Here is a 15,033-nt window from a genome sequence, read left to right as displayed (position 1 = left end):
CCGACCGCGAACGGGGTACCCCACCGTCACCCGTGGGGTACCCCGTTCGCTCTCGCCCGTGCGGTGGCGCCCCGGTTCGCGTCTCAGCCCCCGCCGGTCAGCCGCCAGGCCCCACCGGCCCGGCGCACCGCCGCGAAGCCGCCGTCCGCGACCCGCCGGGGCACCTCCTCCGCCTCGCGCAGGACCCGGCGCCTGCCGTCGGGAGTGGCGGTCCAGTCCTGACGCGTCACCGTCCTGCCCGCGTACACGGGGTCCCAGGACAGGGCGTGGAAGGGGGCCGCGAAGGGCGCCAGCGTGGCGAGGCAGTGCACGGCCCTGCGGTGGTACCACTTGGCGACCGCCGTGATCGTCCAGCCCTCGGCCACGGCCTCCCGGAGATACGGCAGCGCGAACTCCACGTTCTGCCAGGTGTTGGCGGACCGGTCCTCGTACCGGATGGCGCTGTCGGGGACACCGCGCTCCCTGAGCAGTCCGTGGAAGACCCGCCCCTCCACGATCCCGGTGTGCCGGTTCACCCCACCGGTCAGGATGATCAGCGGCGCGAGCCCCCGGTGGTACCGCTCCGCCGCGATCTCCACGGGACGCGTCTGGTTCGTACCGAAGACGAGGTGGGCGGTCGGCCGGTCCGGGGGCGGCGGCGCCTCGATGTCCACGGCGCGCGCGATGTCACGGACCTGGTCCGGGCCGAGGTCGGCGCCGCTCATGCCGACCCCCCGGATGAGCCGTGGTGACCGGTCGGCACCATGGCCACCTCCTGGTAGCGCGTGCGGTACTCCGCCGTGGGGTGCGCCCCGGGGAAGTCGCGTTCCAGGACCTGGCAGAGCTTCGCGGCGAGTGTCATGGTCGGCCAGTCCGCGCGGTGCCCGGCGAGCGCCGCGTGCCCGGCGGCGACCGCCTCGTCAAGGTTCCCGGTGCCCGCCTGGGCGAGTCCGAGGATGAGCTGGGCGCGGGCATAACCGCGTGACGGATGCCCGCCGTACCGCTGGGTCTGGGGACCGTAGTGCGTGCGCAGGACATGATCCGTGGCGATGACGGCGTCCTGATGGCGGCCCAATAGCATCAAGGCGGTCGCCGTGTACGGGGGGTCCTCCCCCGGAGAGACCGAGAACACCCCCGCCGCCGTCGCCGTGGCGGGCAGCTTCGCCATGTCCACGCGCGCTCGGTTCCGCGCGTCCGCCATCTGGTCGGCGTCGCCCGTCATCGCCGCCGCCCGCATCTCCTGGGTGACGAGCTTCGCGTGCGCGGGAGTACCCGGCGCGGTGATCGCCTGCCCCCGGGAGGCCAGCGCCACCGACTCACGGGGCCGCCCCTGGTAGAAGGCGATCAGTGATCGCGTGAACAGCGCCCACCCGGACAGCTCGGGATGGCCTGCTTCCCGCCCGCACCGGTCCGCCTCGCCACACCAGAGGCGCGCCGCCGCATGCGCCCCCATGTCACAGGCTGCGATCCCCAGCAGACAGGAGAGCCAGCCCACGGAGAGAGTGACGTCCTCGCGCTGGGCTCCGGGAACGGAGGAGGCCAGAAGTCGGCCGGCCTGTGTCCTGACGGCGAGGAGTTCGTCGTAGACCTCGGCTGGAGGCAGGGAGCGGATCGTCAGTGCGTAGTGGTCGATCAGGTCGCTGAGGGCGTCTTTGACACTGCTCACGCCATCACCGCCCATGAGGTCGAGCGCCTGGGCGGCGCGCTGGCCGTGCGGGGCCGCCATCGGCCCGGCCGAACGGGCGGCGCTCTCCGTGACGAAGGCCCGCCGGTCCACACCGACCGGCGTCGCGCCCCGCGCTCCGGCGTCTTGGGTCTCCATGCCGTCGGCGGTCGCTTCCCAGGGCCGCGCCGGGAGACCGAGCATCTCGCCGGGGATGCCGAACCCGTCGGCCACGCGCTCGATGAGCCCGCGCCCCCGGATGCCCCGGGCGCCACGGATGATGTCGCTGACACGCGAGCTGGTCATCCCGCCGATCGCGGCGGCCATCACGGCCTGGCTGGAGCCGGTCCGGCGATTCACCAGCCGGAAGATCTCCCGAAAGTCCCGGACCGCGCAGGCGCGCCGCATGGCGTCGCTGTCGAGCAACGTGTCGGGGACCGTCAGCGGATAGCCGTTCCGGCGATTCATTCGGTCGTCCATGGGCCACCTGATGTCGGCGGAAACGATGGGCGCCCAGCGTAGACATGGGACAGGGAGCGAGGCTCCCCGAACGAGAGGGAACGAGGTACACCCCACGGGTCCGGGGCGGGTTCTCCACGGGATCGCCGCACGTCAGCGCGGGGATCCCCACCGACCGCGAACGGGGTACCCCACCATCACCCGTGGGGTACCCCGTTCGCCCTTGTCCGTACGGACCCGGCCCGCTACAGCAGCGTCGCGCCCGGTGCCGGGCCCGTCGCCACATGGGTGGCGCGGCAGGTGCCGGAGGCGAGGAGGGCCTCGGCGACCTGGTGGGCGGAGTCGGCCGAGGACGTCAGGAAGGCGGTCGTCGGGCCGGAGCCGGAGACCAGGGCGGCGAGGGCGCCCGCCGTGGTGCCCGCCGCGAGGGTGTCGGCGAGCGCGGGGCGCAGGGAGAGGGCCGCGGGCTGGAGGTCGTTGGTGAGGGCGGCGGCGAGGGCGTGGGGGTCGCCCGTGCGCAGGGCGTCCAGGAGGGCCGGGGAGGCGGTGGGCTCCGGGACGTCGGTGCCCTCGGTGAGACGGTCGAACTCCCCGTACACGGCCGGGGTCGACAGACCGCCGTCGGCGACCGCGAAGACCCAGTGGAAGGGTCCGCCGGTCTCCAGGGTGGTCAGCCGCTCGCCCCGGCCGACGCCGAGCGCCGCGCCGCCGACGAGGCTGAAGGGGACGTCGCTGCCCAGCTCGGCGCAGAGGTCGAGCAGCTCCTCACGGGTGGAGCCGAGGCCCCACAGCGCGTCGCACGCCAGCAGGGCGCCCGCGCCGTCGGCGCTGCCGCCCGCCATGCCGCCCGCGACCGGGATGTGCTTGGCGATATGGATATGGACATCGGGCGTGCGGCCGTGGCGCTCGGCGAGCAGGGTCGCGGCGCGGGCGGCGAGGTTGGTGGGGTCGAGGGGGACGCGGTCGGCGTCGGTGCCCTCGCAGGTGACGGTCAGGGCGGCCGCCGGGGCGACCGTGACCTCGTCGAAGAGGGAGACGGCGAGGAAGACGTTGGCGAGGTCGTGGAAGCCGTCGGGGCGCGCGGCGCCGACGGCGAGCTGGACGTTGACCTTCGCCGGGACACGGACGGTGATCTTCGCGGCGGACGATGGCGTCACGGCTTGGCCTCCGCGATCCGGGCGAACTCCTCCACCGTCAGCGACTCCCCGCGCGCCTGCGGTGAGACTCCGGCCGCCACCAGTGCCGTCTCGGCGGCGGCCGGGGAGCCCGCCCATCCGGCGAGCGCGGCCCGCAGCGTCTTGCGGCGCTGGGCGAAGGCCGCGTCGACGACGGCGAAGACCTCGGCCTTGGTCGCGGTCGTGGCGGGCGGGTCGCGGCGGACCAGGGAGACCAGTCCGGAGTCGACGTTGGGCGCGGGCCAGAAGACGTTGCGGCCGATGGAGCCCGCGCGCTTGACCTGCGCGTACCAGTTCGCCTTCACCGACGGCACCCCGTAGACCTTGTTCCCGGGCCCGGCGGCGAGCCGGTCGGCGACCTCGGCCTGGACCATCACCAGCGTCCGCTCGATGCTGGGGAAGCGGTCGAGCATATGCAGCAGCACCGGCACGGCCACGTTGTACGGGAGGTTGGCGACCAGCGCGGTCGGCGGCGGGCCGGGCAGCTCGTCCACCAGCATCGCGTCGGAGTGCACCAGCGAGAAGCGGGGGGCACGGGCGGGCATCCGGGCCAGGATCGTGGACGGCAGGGCCGCCGCGAGGGTGTCGTCGATCTCGACGGCGACGACGCTCTCGGCCGCCTCCAGCAGCGCCAGGGTCAGCGAGCCGAGCCCGGGACCGACCTCCACGACCACGTCGTCGGCGCGGACCTCGGCGGTCCGGACGATCCGGCGGACGGTGTTGGCGTCGATGACGAAGTTCTGGCCGCGCTGCTTGGTGGGGCGGACCCCGAGCGCGGACGCCAGCTCACGGACGTCGGCGGGGCTCAGGAGCGCGTCGGGCTCTGTGGTACTCACCGATACAGCCTACGGGGAGCGGGGAGGGCCCCGGGCCACCCGCGCGTTCTACCGGTAGAGCCGCCGTCCGCAGTGCGGCCAGGGGCTGGCTCCCCGGCGTACGTACAGTTTCTTCGCCCGGTAGGTCTGTTCGGCGGCGGTCGCGTCCTGGGGGCGGCCGGAGCCGCCGAGGGAGCGCCAGGTGGCGGTGTCGAACTGGTAGAGCCCGCCGTAGGTGCCCGACGGGTCCACGGCGCGGGGGCGGCCGCCGGACTCGCACCGGGCCAGCGCGTCCCAGTCGAGGTGGTCGGCGCCGGAGACCGAGCGGGGCAGCGGCCGGGTGCCGACCCGGACCCGCTGCGTCACGGGTGCGCGCACCACCTCCTGCGCGATCTTCCGGGGCCGCTCGCGTACGCCGTTGACGGTCCGCAGTTCGTATGTCACCCGCCGGGCGCCGGGCCTGCCCTGGCGGTCGACCGACTCCGTCCCCGCGAAGAGCCCGGGGTCCTCGGTCCGCTCCACCGCGTACGGGATCTCCTCCTCCACCACCTTCCGGGAGCCGGTGATCCGCAGCACCGTCACCGTCTGGCCGTCCCGGGGGAAGCTCGACGGCGGTACGGAGGTGGAGTCGCGGCCGTGGAGGGCGATGCCCGCCTCGGCCAGGGCCTCGCCGACGGTGGCCGCGTTGGTACGGATGGTCCGCGTCCGGCCATCGGCCAGGAACGTCACCGTCCGCTCGGTCCGGACGGCGAGCGCCAGCCCGGTGCGGCCGATGGCGGAGGAGCGGGAGGCGGAGAGATGGGCGCCCTCGGCCCGCACCCCGAGCTGGCGCAGCGCTCCGTCGACGGTCCGCGCGGTGGTCCACACCTCGCGGCGCTCCCCGTCGAGGGTGAGGCTGACGAGCCGCCCGTAGCGGACGACGACCCGGTCGCCGCTGGCGAGGGCGTCATCGAGGGCGGGGGCGACGATGTCATGGGCGCCGACGGCGACCTTCTCGGAGTCGAGGAGGTCGTGGACGTCGTCGGCGAAGGTGTGCAGGGTGCGCGGGACGCCGTCGACGGTGAGGGTGACGGCCTTGTCGCTGGCGACGAAGGCGGAGGTGCCGCCCGCCAGGAACGCGACGACCAGGGCCTGCGGCAGCAGACGGCGCAGTCCGTCGGGGCGCCGGGCCGCCGCCCAGCGGCCACGGCGCCGGGACCGCCGCTCCCGTTCGGGGGTGGCGGGCCGGGGCTCGGCACGGGCCCGGTGTCGGCCGCCGCCGCTCATCTCACGGCGGGCGCGTTGACCGCTCTCGTCGCTCGGCTCACCCGAGGGGCTCTGGTCGCTCACAGCACTCCGTAGGGGTTCCGGGGGTCCGGTAAGGCCGGGTAAGGCCCAGTGAGGCGAGGAGGCTAGCGCGAGGCGCCGTGACTCTCCAAAGCCGCACGGTTACGGAGGGTGGAGGCCGGGGTGTCGAGCCCGCCGTCCGGCGGGAGGGGCGCGGGCGGCGGCTCCCCGCCCGGCATTAGTGACATCAGATGCATAAGTGGTGATCATGCCGGAGTGGCACGGAAGGGCCCGGCGCACACGCCAGGACCCCGCCGGTGTCCCCCGAACGGCCCGCCGCGCTCAGTACCCGAACGCCTCCGCCGTGTTCGCGCCGATCGCCTCCGCCAGGGTGTCCTCGTCCAGGCCCTTCACCTCGGCCATCGCCCGGAGCGTGACCGGGATCAGATACGGGGCGTTGGGGCGCCCCCGATAGGGCACCGGGGTCAGGAACGGCGCGTCCGTCTCCACCAGGACCAGCTCGCGCGGCGCGACGGCGAGCGCGTCCCGCAGCGGCTGGGCGTTCTTGAAGGTCACATTGCCCGCGAAGGACAGGTAGTAGCCCGCCGCCGCGCAGATCCGGGCCATCTCGGCGTCACCGGAGTAGCAGTGGAAGACCGTCCGCTCGGGGGCGCCCTCCTCGGCGAGGATCCGCAGCACATCGGCGTGGGCGTCCCGGTCGTGGATGACCAGCGCCTTGCCGTGGCGCTTGGCGATCTCGATATGGGCGCGGAAGGAACGCTCCTGTGCGGCCACACCCTCCGGACCGGTGCGGAAGTAGTCGAGCCCGGTCTCGCCGACGGCCTTGACCTGCGGCAGCGCCGCGAGCGCGTCGATCTCGGCGAGCGCGTCATCGAGGGCGGCGTCCCCGCCCCCGGCGCGGGCGCCCTGGCGGGACCATCCGTCCGGATCGCCGAGGACGATCCGGGGCGCCTCGTTCGGGTGGAGCGCCACGGCCGCGTGGACCTGCTCGTGGTCGGCGGCCGTCCGCGCCGCCCAGTGGGAGCCCTTGATGTCGCATCCCACCTGCACAACGGTCGTGACTCCCACGGCCGCCGCACGCGCCAGCGCCTCCTCGACCGTGCCCTCCTGCATGTCCAGGTGGGTGTGGGAGTCGGCGACCGGCACCCGCAGGGGCTCGGGCAGCGGCGGTGGGGCGGATGAGGCACTCATGGGCGCGATCCTACGAGGCCCGCGCCCCCACGCTCATCCGTGGTGCGACCCGCGCCCAACCGTGGTGCGACCCGCGCCCGGGACCCGGTGGGACCCGCGCCCGGCCCCGGATACGGCCGGATCCGTACCCATGGCCTCGGCGCGACCCGTACCCCTGGCCTCCGCGCGACCCGTACCGGCGACCCACGCCCGGGGCCTCAGCGCGGTGGACCGCCGCGCCCCGCGCTCATCTGCGGTGGAACGGGTGAAGGAGGTCCGAGAGGTGCCAGTGATGGTGCTCACGGCGCTGGCGCTCCCGCCGCACATGCTCACGGCGCGGCGGCCGGGGCTGGGCGTCCGGGATCCCGGCGGCCCCGATCGGCCCGGCGGGCGGTACCGGCAGTTCCTCGATGAGCTGCTCCGGCGTGGTCGCGGTCCGGCTCACCAGACCGAGCGCCGCCGACACCTGCCCCGAGCGCATGATCCGCACGACGTGGTTGCCGCAGTTCCCGCACGTCGGGCTGGACAGCGGCGACGGGACGCGCACCCCGCCGCCCGTCCTGTAGACGACGTACTCATGGCCGGACGGATCGATGTGGTGCTCGATGTCGTACGACTGCTCCCAGCCGTATCCGCAGCGCATGCAGGCGAAGGCGTACGCCTCGTGAGCGGGGGCGGTGCCCGTGGTGTCACTCATGCCAGCTCCTCTCCACTGGACCCAGTGGACGCCCATTCCGGCAGGAGCGCATCAGCGCATGTCGAATGTTGGAGGGGTTTTGGGCATTCCATGCCATTGCGGTCGCCATCACCACGGTGAACACGGTCTGCGCTTTGCTTTTCACGATAGTCCTTTACTCCGGCGCGGGCCGCTGGAGGGAGCGGCCCCCGGCGGCCCGTCAGCCCCGGCGATCCAGCGCCGCCCGCTGTGCCGGGCTCAGCCGGTCCGGGCTCACGGTGACCGCGTACATCCGGCCCAGAGGAACGCCGGGGACGCCGGTACCGCCGGGAACATCAGCGGCGGGACCACCGAGCACACCGGGACCGCCGAGCACACAGAGGGCGAGCGGATCGGCCAGGGCCGGATGGAGCCGGACCGCGTCCAGGGCGGTGGCGACCCGCCCGGCGGGCCAGTCGAGCGCGGCGGCGAGCACGCCCACGGTCAGCGGCCGGTCGGTGTGCACCAGGGCGGCGAGCACGGTGAACGCGTCATCGACCGTGGCCTCGCCGAGGGCGCTGCCGCCCATGTGGTCGCTGAGCCGGGCGAAGAACCGGGCCATCGCGCCGAGCCGGGCACCGGCGACCGTGTCGGCGCCGAAGAGGGCGGCCCCGCGCCGCGCCTCGGCCGCCACCTCGCCGTGGGCGCCGGTGTCGGTGTGCCACACCCGGAGCCAGCTCTCCTCGTCGATCTCGTAGCGCTCGCGCCTGGTCCCGGGGTCCGCCCGGCGTGCCACCAGGTCCATGGCTTCGAGCGAGCCGATGGCCAGGGAGACCGACGCCGGGCTGACCTGGAGGCGGCGGACCAGGTCGGCGGCGGTGAGCCCCTCGGTGTCGGCGGTGAGGAGGGTGACGAGCACCCGGGCGGTCATCCGGGGCAGGCCCGTCGCGGTCAGCGTGGCGGCGAACTCGTCGGCGAAGGCCCGGGCCTCCTCCGTGAGGCGCTCCCCGGGCTCCGGCCCGGCGGCCCGGGGCGGGCCGGGGCGGCGGGCGCGGCGGTCGGCGGCCCGCTGGGCGTGGGCGGCCCGGTAGGCGCCGGAGTCGCCGTTGCGGGCGACCTCGCGGCTGATGGTGGAGGTGGGCCGCCCGAGCCGGCGGCCGATCTCGGCGTAGCCGAGCCCGTCCTCCAGCCAGGCCGCGATCCGCCGGCGGTCCTCCTGGGTCAGTCGTCCTCCGGGCACCGGTCCCGCCCCTCCCTCGTATCCATGTCCCCGCCTTCCCGGTCGCCCCGGCCGCCATCGCCACGGATAAGGACGGCGTTGCGTCATCGCCACGCATAAGCACGGCGTTGCGTTTATTCGCATTTCCGTTGCAACAATTGCGGCTGGGTGCCTTTTTTCGTATTGATTTTATTGACGATCACAGGAAATGCGGCATAGCTTTTCCGCGTCACCGAGGCTGCCGAGGCGATCGGGAAGATCGGCACGAGCGAAGCGGAGGAATGCCCTGATGTATGTGATGGCCGTGTCGACCGTCGTGGACCAGGACGGTTTCTGGAACGGGCTCAAGAAGGCACACGCCCGGCTCCCCGGGACGGCCGACTGGAAGATGGCGGTCGCGAGCACCGACGGCGCCCGGGCCGTGAACATCATCACCCATCACTCCGTCGACGCGGTCCGGGAGTTCTTCGAGACCCACGCCGGCGCCTACGCCAGCACGGAGTTCTTCGAGGCGGACGCCCCCAACGCGGTCGGTCTCCCCCGGTGACGCCGCACATCGATGGCGCGCGGGTACGGGAGCGGGTCGCCGAACTGCTGGCGGAGTACGGGATCCCGAGCGCGGCGGTCGGGGTCCTCCACGACGGGGAGATCACCGAATTCGCGGTCGGCGTCAGGAGCGTACGGACACGGGAACCCGCGACGACGGACACGGTCTACCAGTGCGGCTCCCTGACGAAGACCTGGACCGCGCTGGCCCTGCTGCGCCTGGTCGACGAGGGGACGGTCGACCTGGACGCCCCGGTACGGACGTATCTGCCCGGTTTCACCGTGGCCGATCCCCGGGCCGGCGCCACGGTCACCCCGCGCCATCTGCTCCACCACACCAGCGGCATCGAGGAGCACTACGGCGACCCCGGCGAGGGCGAGGACGTCTACGCCCGCATGGTCGCGAACATCGCCGACGCGCCCCAGGTCTTCCCCGTCGGCCACACCCACGGCTACAGCGCGGCACTGGGGTACGCGATCCTCGCGCGGGTCCTGGAGGTGTGCGACGGCACGGGCTGGGACGCGGTCATGCGCGACCGGCTCTTCGACCCCATGGGCCTGACCAGCACCACCAGCGCGCGGGAGCGGGTGGACCCGGCCCGCGCGGCGACCGGGCATCTGCTCCTCTCCGCTGCGGACGGCCCCCGGGTCACCCCCGTCGACCGGCTGCCCCGCGCCTTCGGCCCCGGCGGCGGGATCACCTCGACCGTCCGGGAAACGCTCGCCCTCGCGCATGTCCTGCTGCACGCGGGCGTCGCGCCGAACGGACGGCGGATCATCTCCGCCCGGGCGCTGCGGGAGATGACGGAGTCACGGGTGCCCAACCCCGACCCGTACGGCTTCGGGCCGCACTGGGGGCTCGGGCTCGTCGTCGACGACTGGCACGGCCGGACCGTCTACGCCAGCGACGGCAGCACCATCGGCCAGAACGCCCGGCTGCGGGTGCTGCCGGAGACCGGCACCGCCGTCGCGCTGCTGACCAACGGCGGGCCCCGGGAGAGCTTCGCCCGCGCGGTACTCGACACGGTCCTCACCGAGCTGGGCACCGCCACCGTTCCCGCCCTGCCCGCGCCGGACCCGTCGCTGCGTCTCGACCCGTCCCGGTACGAAGGTGTCTACGAGCGGCCCGGCGCCCGCTACGAGGTGTCGGCCGAGGCCGGACGGCTCCATCTGACGCTGGTGCTCGACCCCTTCCACGCGGAACTCCTCCAGCGGCCGGAGCGGATCCGGTACGAGCTGCTCCCGGTGAGCCAGACGCACTTCCTGATGCCGCCCGCCCACCCGCTGGAGGACACCCAGACGGTCGCGCTCTACGGCGTCGGCGAGACCGCCCACGGGGGTGCCCGCTATCTGCACACCAACAGCCGGGTGCACCCGCGCACCGGGCCCCTGCCGTAGCGGGCGCTTCCCCGGCCTCAGGGGCGGTCGGCCGACTTCGCGGCGACGACCGCGTCGAAGACCTCGCGCTTGGGGAGCCCCGCCTCCACCGCGACCGCCGCGATGGCCTCCTTGCGCCGCTCCCCCGCCTCCTCGCGGATCCGCACCCGCCGCACCAGCTCCTCGGCGGTCAGCTCCTGCGGCCCGGCCGGGGGCGCGCCCTCCACCACGACGGTGATCTCGCCCCGGACGTCCCCCGCCGCCCACGCGGCCAGCTCCGCCAGGGTGCCGCGCTTGACCTCCTCGTAGGTCTTGGTCAGCTCGCGGCAGACGGCCGCGCGCCGGTCCGGGCCGAAGACCTCGGCCATCGCGGTGAGGGTGTCCTCGATGCGGTGCGGCGACTCGAAGTAGACAAGGGTGCGGCGCTCGTCGGCGACCTCGCCCAGCCGGGCGAGGCGTTCGCCGGTCTTGCGCGGCGGGAAGCCCTCGAAGCAGAAGCGGTCGACCGGCAGCCCGGAGAGCGCCAGCGCGGTGAGGACGGCGGAGGGGCCGGGCACGGCGGTGACCCGTACGCCCTCCTCGACGGCGGCGGCGACCAGCCGGTAGCCCGGGTCGGAGACGGACGGCATGCCCGCGTCGGTCACCAGCAGCACCCGGGACCCCTCCAGCAGCGCCCGCACCAGATCGGGGGTGCGGGCGGACTCGTTGCCCTCGAAGTACGACACGACCCGGCCGGTGGTGTGCACGCCCAGGCCCTGGGTGAGCCGCCGCAGCCGCCGGGTGTCCTCGGCGGCGATGACGTCGGCCCCCTCCAGTTCGGCGGCGAGCCGGGGCGGGGCGTCGGCGAGATCGCCGATGGGGGTGCCCGCGAGGACGAGGACGCCGGTGGGGGTGGTGGGGCGCGGCCCGGAGATGTCGGTGGTCACCCGGCCCATTCTCCCAGGGGACGGGCGGGGCGGCGGGCGGGGACCCCGTCACCCCGGCCCCGTCACCGCCACCGGCCCCGTCACCGTCACCGCCACCGCCACGGCGGACTCCCGGGAGCGGCCCCGGGGCGGCTCCTTCCCTCCACCGCCCACCGCGGCGTTCCCTACGATGGCGCGGTGACCAGTACCGCGCCACAGACCCGCCAGGGCCCGGAGGCCACCGACATCTCCGGGCAGCCCCCCGGCTGGCAGCGGCGGCTACGCGGCTTCGGCTATGTGCCCCGGCCCGTGACCGGCCTCCGCGAACGCCTGGATCCGCCCTACACCCGGCCGTCGGAGCGGCTCTGGCCGGTCTTCGGGATCCCGCCGACCGTGGTCAACCCCGTACTGCGGGCCTCCGCCTGGCTGGGGCCGCTGCTGGTGGCGGCCATCGCGGGCGTCCTGCGGTTCTGGAACCTGGGCCGCCCGCACGCGGTGATATTCGACGAGACGTACTACGCGAAGGACGCGTGGGCGCTGATCAAGCAGGGGTACGAGGGGCAGTGGCCCAAACACGTCGGGGAGAGCAAGGTCCCGATCGACAAGGCCATCCTCAGCAACCCCGACGCCGTGCCGGTCCCCATCGACCCCGGCTATGTGGTGCACCCACCGGTCGGGAAGTGGGTGATCGGGTTCGGTGAGCAGCTCTTCGGGTTCACGCCCTTCGGCTGGCGGTTCATGCTCGCGGTGCTCGGCACCGTCTCCGTCTTCCTGATCTGCCGGATCGGGCGGCGGCTCTTCCGCTCCACCTTCCTCGGCTGTGTGGCGGGCACGCTGCTCGCGGTGGACGGGCTCCACTTCGTGATGAGCCGCACCGCGCTGCTCGACCTGGTGCTGATGTTCTTCGTGGTGGCGGCCTTCGGCTGTCTGCTGGCGGACCGGGACTGGGCGCGGCGGCGGCTCGCGGCGGCGCTGCCCGAGGATCCCGACGGCGTGCTGCGGCCCGACGACACGATCGCCTCGACCCTGCGGCTCGGCTGGCGGCCGTGGCGGATCGCGGCCGGGGTGATGCTGGGGCTCGCGGCGGGCACCAAGTGGAACGCGCTCTATGTGATGGCGGCGTTCGGGCTGCTCACCGTCGTCTGGGACGTGGCCGCGCGACGGGTGGCGGGATCCCGGCGGCCCTACCGCACCGTGCTGCGCAAGGACCTGGTCCCCGCGTTCGTGGCGACGGTCCCGGTGGCCGTGGTGACCTACATCGCCACCTGGGCGGGCTGGTTCGCCAGCGACAAGGGCTACGCCCGCACCTGGGCCGAGGGCCGCCGGGGACTCTCCCCCGACCAGGTGAAGCTGCCGTTCCTCGGCGAGGTGGACCTGCCCCAGTTCGATATGACCTGGGTCCCCGAGGCGCTGCGGAGCCTGTGGCACTACGAGGCCGGGGTCTACAGCTTCCATGTGAACCTGACGTCCTTCCACACCTACGAGTCCAACCCGTGGAGCTGGCTGGTCCTGGGCCGTCCCGTCTCGTACTACTACGAGGACCCCCGGGGCGGCACCGGCGGCTGTGACCTCGACCCGGCCGAGAAGTGCGCCAGCGAGGTCCTCGCCCTGGGCACCCCGCTGCTGTGGTGGGCCGCCTGTGTCGCGCTCGGCTATGTGCTGTGGCGCTGGCTCTTCCGCCGCGACTGGCGCGCGGGCGCCATCCTGTGCGCGGTGGCGGCGGGCTGGGTGCCCTGGTTCTTCTACCAGGAGCGGACGATCTTCCTCTTCTACGCGGTGGTCTTCGTCCCGTTCCTCTGTCTCGCGGTGGCGATGATGGTCGGCGCGATCCTCGGCCCGCCCGGCTCGGACGAACGCCGCCGCGCGATCGGCGCGGTCGGCGCGGGCGTCCTGGTGCTGCTGATCATCTGGAACTTCATCTACTTCCACCCCCTCTACACCGGCGAACCGATCCCGATGGACGACTGGCGCGACCGGATGTGGCTGGACACCTGGGTGTAGCCCATCAGCCCTGGGTGGGGTGCCTCTGCCAGCCAGAGCCTCCCCACCCAGAGACACCAGTTGACACAGAGCGTCACCACCTGTACGATCTCGGCATACCCCACCGGGTCTGCAAAGCCCCGGTTCGACGGCCCCGAAAGGGGCCGTTTTTGTATGCAGGCAGGTTGTGCGCGATCAGGAGCAGACCTCACGGCCCCCTCCGCAAGCGAGCACATCTCCACCCTGGGAGGGCAACGCCACGTGGCGGATCTGATCGTTTACGTCGACGGCTTCAACCTGTACCACGGTCTGCACGGCAAATACCGGCACCGGTATCTCTGGCTCGACCTGGTGGCCCTCGCCCGCAGCCTCCGCCCCCGGGACGAACTGGTGAAGGTGAAGTACTTCACCGCGTCCGTCATGAACGACCCGGGCGCGCTCAGTCGACAGGACACCTACCTCCAGGCCCTCTCGGCGCATGGCGGAACGAAGATCGAGATCGTCAAGGGGCGCTACCAGTCCAAGCCGAAGCGCTGCCGCAGTTGCGGCGCCACATGGACCCACTACGAGGAGAAGGAGACGGACGTCAACATCGCCGTCTCCCTCGTCTCCGACATCGCGACGCGGGCCGCGGACAGCGCCATGATCATCAGCGGCGACAGCGACCTCTCCCCCGCGGTGCGGACCGCGAAGAGCCTCATGCCCAGCGCTCATATCATCGCGGCCTTCCCTCCGGGGCGGAGCTCCCACGAACTGAGGAAGATCATGCCGGCTTCCTTCACCATCTTCCGGGCGAAGTTCGCCGGCGCCCAGCTCCCCCAGACCGTCAAGGACCCTCGCACCGGGCATGTCCTGGAGCGTCCGGCGAAATGGGCGATGGCGGCCGAGGAAGTGTCCGTGCCCCACCAGGCGACTCCCGCGCGGACCAACGCCAGCGGCCATACCTGCCCAACCCAGCGGTGACGCGGTCGCCGGGCCGGCGCCCGGCAGCCCGGGAGCGCTCATGGACCGGCACAGCGCCCCGGTCTCCGCGCCCGGGTTGCGGAGACCGGAGCCGGAGACCGGGCCGTACAGATGTACCGGCGGGCCGGTGGGGGGTCCGGTGGGGTCAGGCCGTGAGATCGGCCAAGGCCACGACCTTGTCGACCCGGACCCGGACGGTGATCGTCCCCGGGCCGCTGTTGCGTTCCCCGACACCCGGCGCCAGGTCCTCGCCCAGATAGCGGGCCGCGATCCGGGTGGCCCAGTGCCGGGCCTGTTCCGGGTCGTCGCTGACCTCCGCCCGCCCGCTGAGCAGGGCGAAGGCGAACGGGGGCCGTTCGTCGTCCACACAGATGGAGACGCGCCCGTCCCGGATCAGGGAGCGGCCCTTGACGGTGTCCTTGTCGGTGTTGAGGACCACCTCGTCGCCGTCGAGCAGGAACCACACCGGGGCCACATGGGGGCTTCCGTCGGCCCGCACGGTCGCGAGCTTCGCGGTGTGGGTCCCCTCGGAGACAAATTTCCGCCATTCGGCTTTCGTCATGGTTTTCGCCATTGCGCCATCGTGCGTCAGAGGCCGGGCCGCCCGGGGGCAGGCACGCCGGGCCGGGCCCGATCCCGCCGGGGTGGACCACCCGCCACCGGACGATGGGCGGTGGGCGGTGGCCGTCTCCGTACCGTCCACGGAGTACCGGGAAGAGGGCCAGGGAGAGAAGGAGGGAGAGAAAGAACGTTGGATATCGCGGTCGCATAACGGTCGCACCCCACCCAAGGCACCCCCAGTAGAGTGCACGGGTTCACGCCCTCGAACGTTTTCACGAG

General features: G+C 73.2%; 14 protein-coding genes. 4 read left to right on the top strand and 10 right to left on the bottom strand.

Annotation, left to right across the window (positions count from 1 at the left end):
* Positions 1-83 precede the first annotated feature (83 nt).
* The 8 genes from ACFVIM_RS05665 to ACFVIM_RS05630 form a co-directional block, all read right to left on the bottom strand.
* Positions 84-704 (bottom strand): YdcF family protein, encoded by a 621-nt coding sequence (locus ACFVIM_RS05665; protein ID WP_384298881.1) that lies wholly within the window; start codon positions 702-704, stop codon positions 84-86.
* Complete coding sequence (locus tag ACFVIM_RS05660; RefSeq protein WP_384298879.1) at positions 701-2,122, bottom strand: hypothetical protein; 1,422 nt, start codon at positions 2,120-2,122, stop codon at positions 701-703. The genes ACFVIM_RS05665 and ACFVIM_RS05660 overlap by 4 nt, the downstream gene beginning before the upstream one ends.
* 224 nt (positions 2,123-2,346) lie before the next feature.
* Complete coding sequence (locus ACFVIM_RS05655) at positions 2,347-3,258, bottom strand: 4-(cytidine 5'-diphospho)-2-C-methyl-D-erythritol kinase (RefSeq protein WP_384298877.1); 912 nt, start codon at positions 3,256-3,258, stop codon at positions 2,347-2,349.
* Positions 3,255-4,112 carry a 16S rRNA (adenine(1518)-N(6)/adenine(1519)-N(6))-dimethyltransferase RsmA gene (gene rsmA, locus ACFVIM_RS05650; RefSeq protein WP_384298875.1) on the bottom strand — a complete coding sequence of 286 codons (858 nt, stop codon included), beginning with the start codon at positions 4,110-4,112 and terminating at the stop codon, positions 3,255-3,257. Before rsmA ends, ACFVIM_RS05655 begins: the two co-directional genes overlap by 4 nt.
* A 48-nt stretch (positions 4,113-4,160) precedes the next feature.
* On the bottom strand, positions 4,161-5,420 hold the full coding sequence (locus ACFVIM_RS05645) for a ubiquitin-like domain-containing protein (RefSeq protein WP_384298872.1): 1,260 nt from the start codon (positions 5,418-5,420) through the stop codon (positions 4,161-4,163).
* A gap of 279 nt (positions 5,421-5,699) precedes the next feature.
* Complete coding sequence (locus tag ACFVIM_RS05640) at positions 5,700-6,569, bottom strand: TatD family hydrolase (RefSeq protein WP_384298870.1); 870 nt, start codon at positions 6,567-6,569, stop codon at positions 5,700-5,702.
* A 226-nt stretch (positions 6,570-6,795) separates the two neighbouring features.
* Positions 6,796-7,245, bottom strand: a complete 450-nt coding sequence (locus ACFVIM_RS05635) for a hypothetical protein (RefSeq protein ID WP_384298867.1) — start codon at positions 7,243-7,245, stop codon at positions 6,796-6,798.
* 199 nt (positions 7,246-7,444) lie between these two features.
* Positions 7,445-8,443 carry a MarR family transcriptional regulator gene (locus tag ACFVIM_RS05630; RefSeq protein WP_384298865.1) on the bottom strand — a complete coding sequence of 333 codons (999 nt, stop codon included), beginning with the start codon at positions 8,441-8,443 and terminating at the stop codon, positions 7,445-7,447.
* A 268-nt stretch (positions 8,444-8,711) separates the two neighbouring features.
* On the opposite strand from ACFVIM_RS05630, the gene ACFVIM_RS05625 reads away from it, so the two are divergent.
* Together ACFVIM_RS05625 and ACFVIM_RS05620 are read left to right on the top strand one after the other, a co-directional pair.
* Positions 8,712-8,969 carry a hypothetical protein gene (locus tag ACFVIM_RS05625; protein ID WP_384298862.1) on the top strand — a complete coding sequence of 86 codons (258 nt, stop codon included), beginning with the start codon at positions 8,712-8,714 and terminating at the stop codon, positions 8,967-8,969.
* Entirely contained in the window at positions 8,966-10,366 is a 1,401-nt protein-coding gene (locus ACFVIM_RS05620) for a serine hydrolase domain-containing protein (RefSeq protein WP_384298860.1), read from the top strand. Before ACFVIM_RS05625 ends, ACFVIM_RS05620 begins: the two co-directional genes overlap by 4 nt.
* Positions 10,367-10,383: 17 nt before the next feature.
* On the opposite strand, the gene rsmI is transcribed toward ACFVIM_RS05620, so the two are convergent.
* Positions 10,384-11,271, bottom strand: a complete 888-nt coding sequence (gene rsmI / locus ACFVIM_RS05615; RefSeq protein ID WP_384298858.1) for a 16S rRNA (cytidine(1402)-2'-O)-methyltransferase — start codon at positions 11,269-11,271, stop codon at positions 10,384-10,386.
* A gap of 177 nt (positions 11,272-11,448) precedes the next feature.
* Between rsmI and ACFVIM_RS05610 the strand changes: the two genes are divergently transcribed.
* Positions 11,449-13,251, top strand: coding sequence for a dolichyl-phosphate-mannose--protein mannosyltransferase (locus tag ACFVIM_RS05610; RefSeq protein WP_384298856.1), 1,803 nt, complete (start codon positions 11,449-11,451; stop codon positions 13,249-13,251).
* 240 nt (positions 13,252-13,491) lie between these two features.
* The gene (locus tag ACFVIM_RS05605; protein ID WP_384298854.1) at positions 13,492-14,193 is read left to right on the top strand and encodes an NYN domain-containing protein; all 702 of its coding nucleotides are present in this window, start codon (positions 13,492-13,494) and stop codon (positions 14,191-14,193) included.
* A gap of 145 nt (positions 14,194-14,338) precedes the next feature.
* Here ACFVIM_RS05605 and ACFVIM_RS05600 read toward each other — a convergent pair whose 3' ends face one another.
* The gene (locus tag ACFVIM_RS05600) at positions 14,339-14,767 is read right to left on the bottom strand and encodes a PPOX class F420-dependent oxidoreductase (protein ID WP_384298852.1); all 429 of its coding nucleotides are present in this window, start codon (positions 14,765-14,767) and stop codon (positions 14,339-14,341) included.
* Positions 14,768-15,033: the final 266 nt, after the last annotated feature.

Origin of the sequence: Streptomyces sp. NPDC057638 (assembly GCF_042800315.1) — a bacterium.
GTDB lineage: Bacteria > Actinomycetota > Actinomycetes > Streptomycetales > Streptomycetaceae > Streptomyces.
The sequence above is the reverse complement of the archived record's forward strand: the minus strand, read 5'-3'. Positions and strand labels throughout refer to the sequence as shown.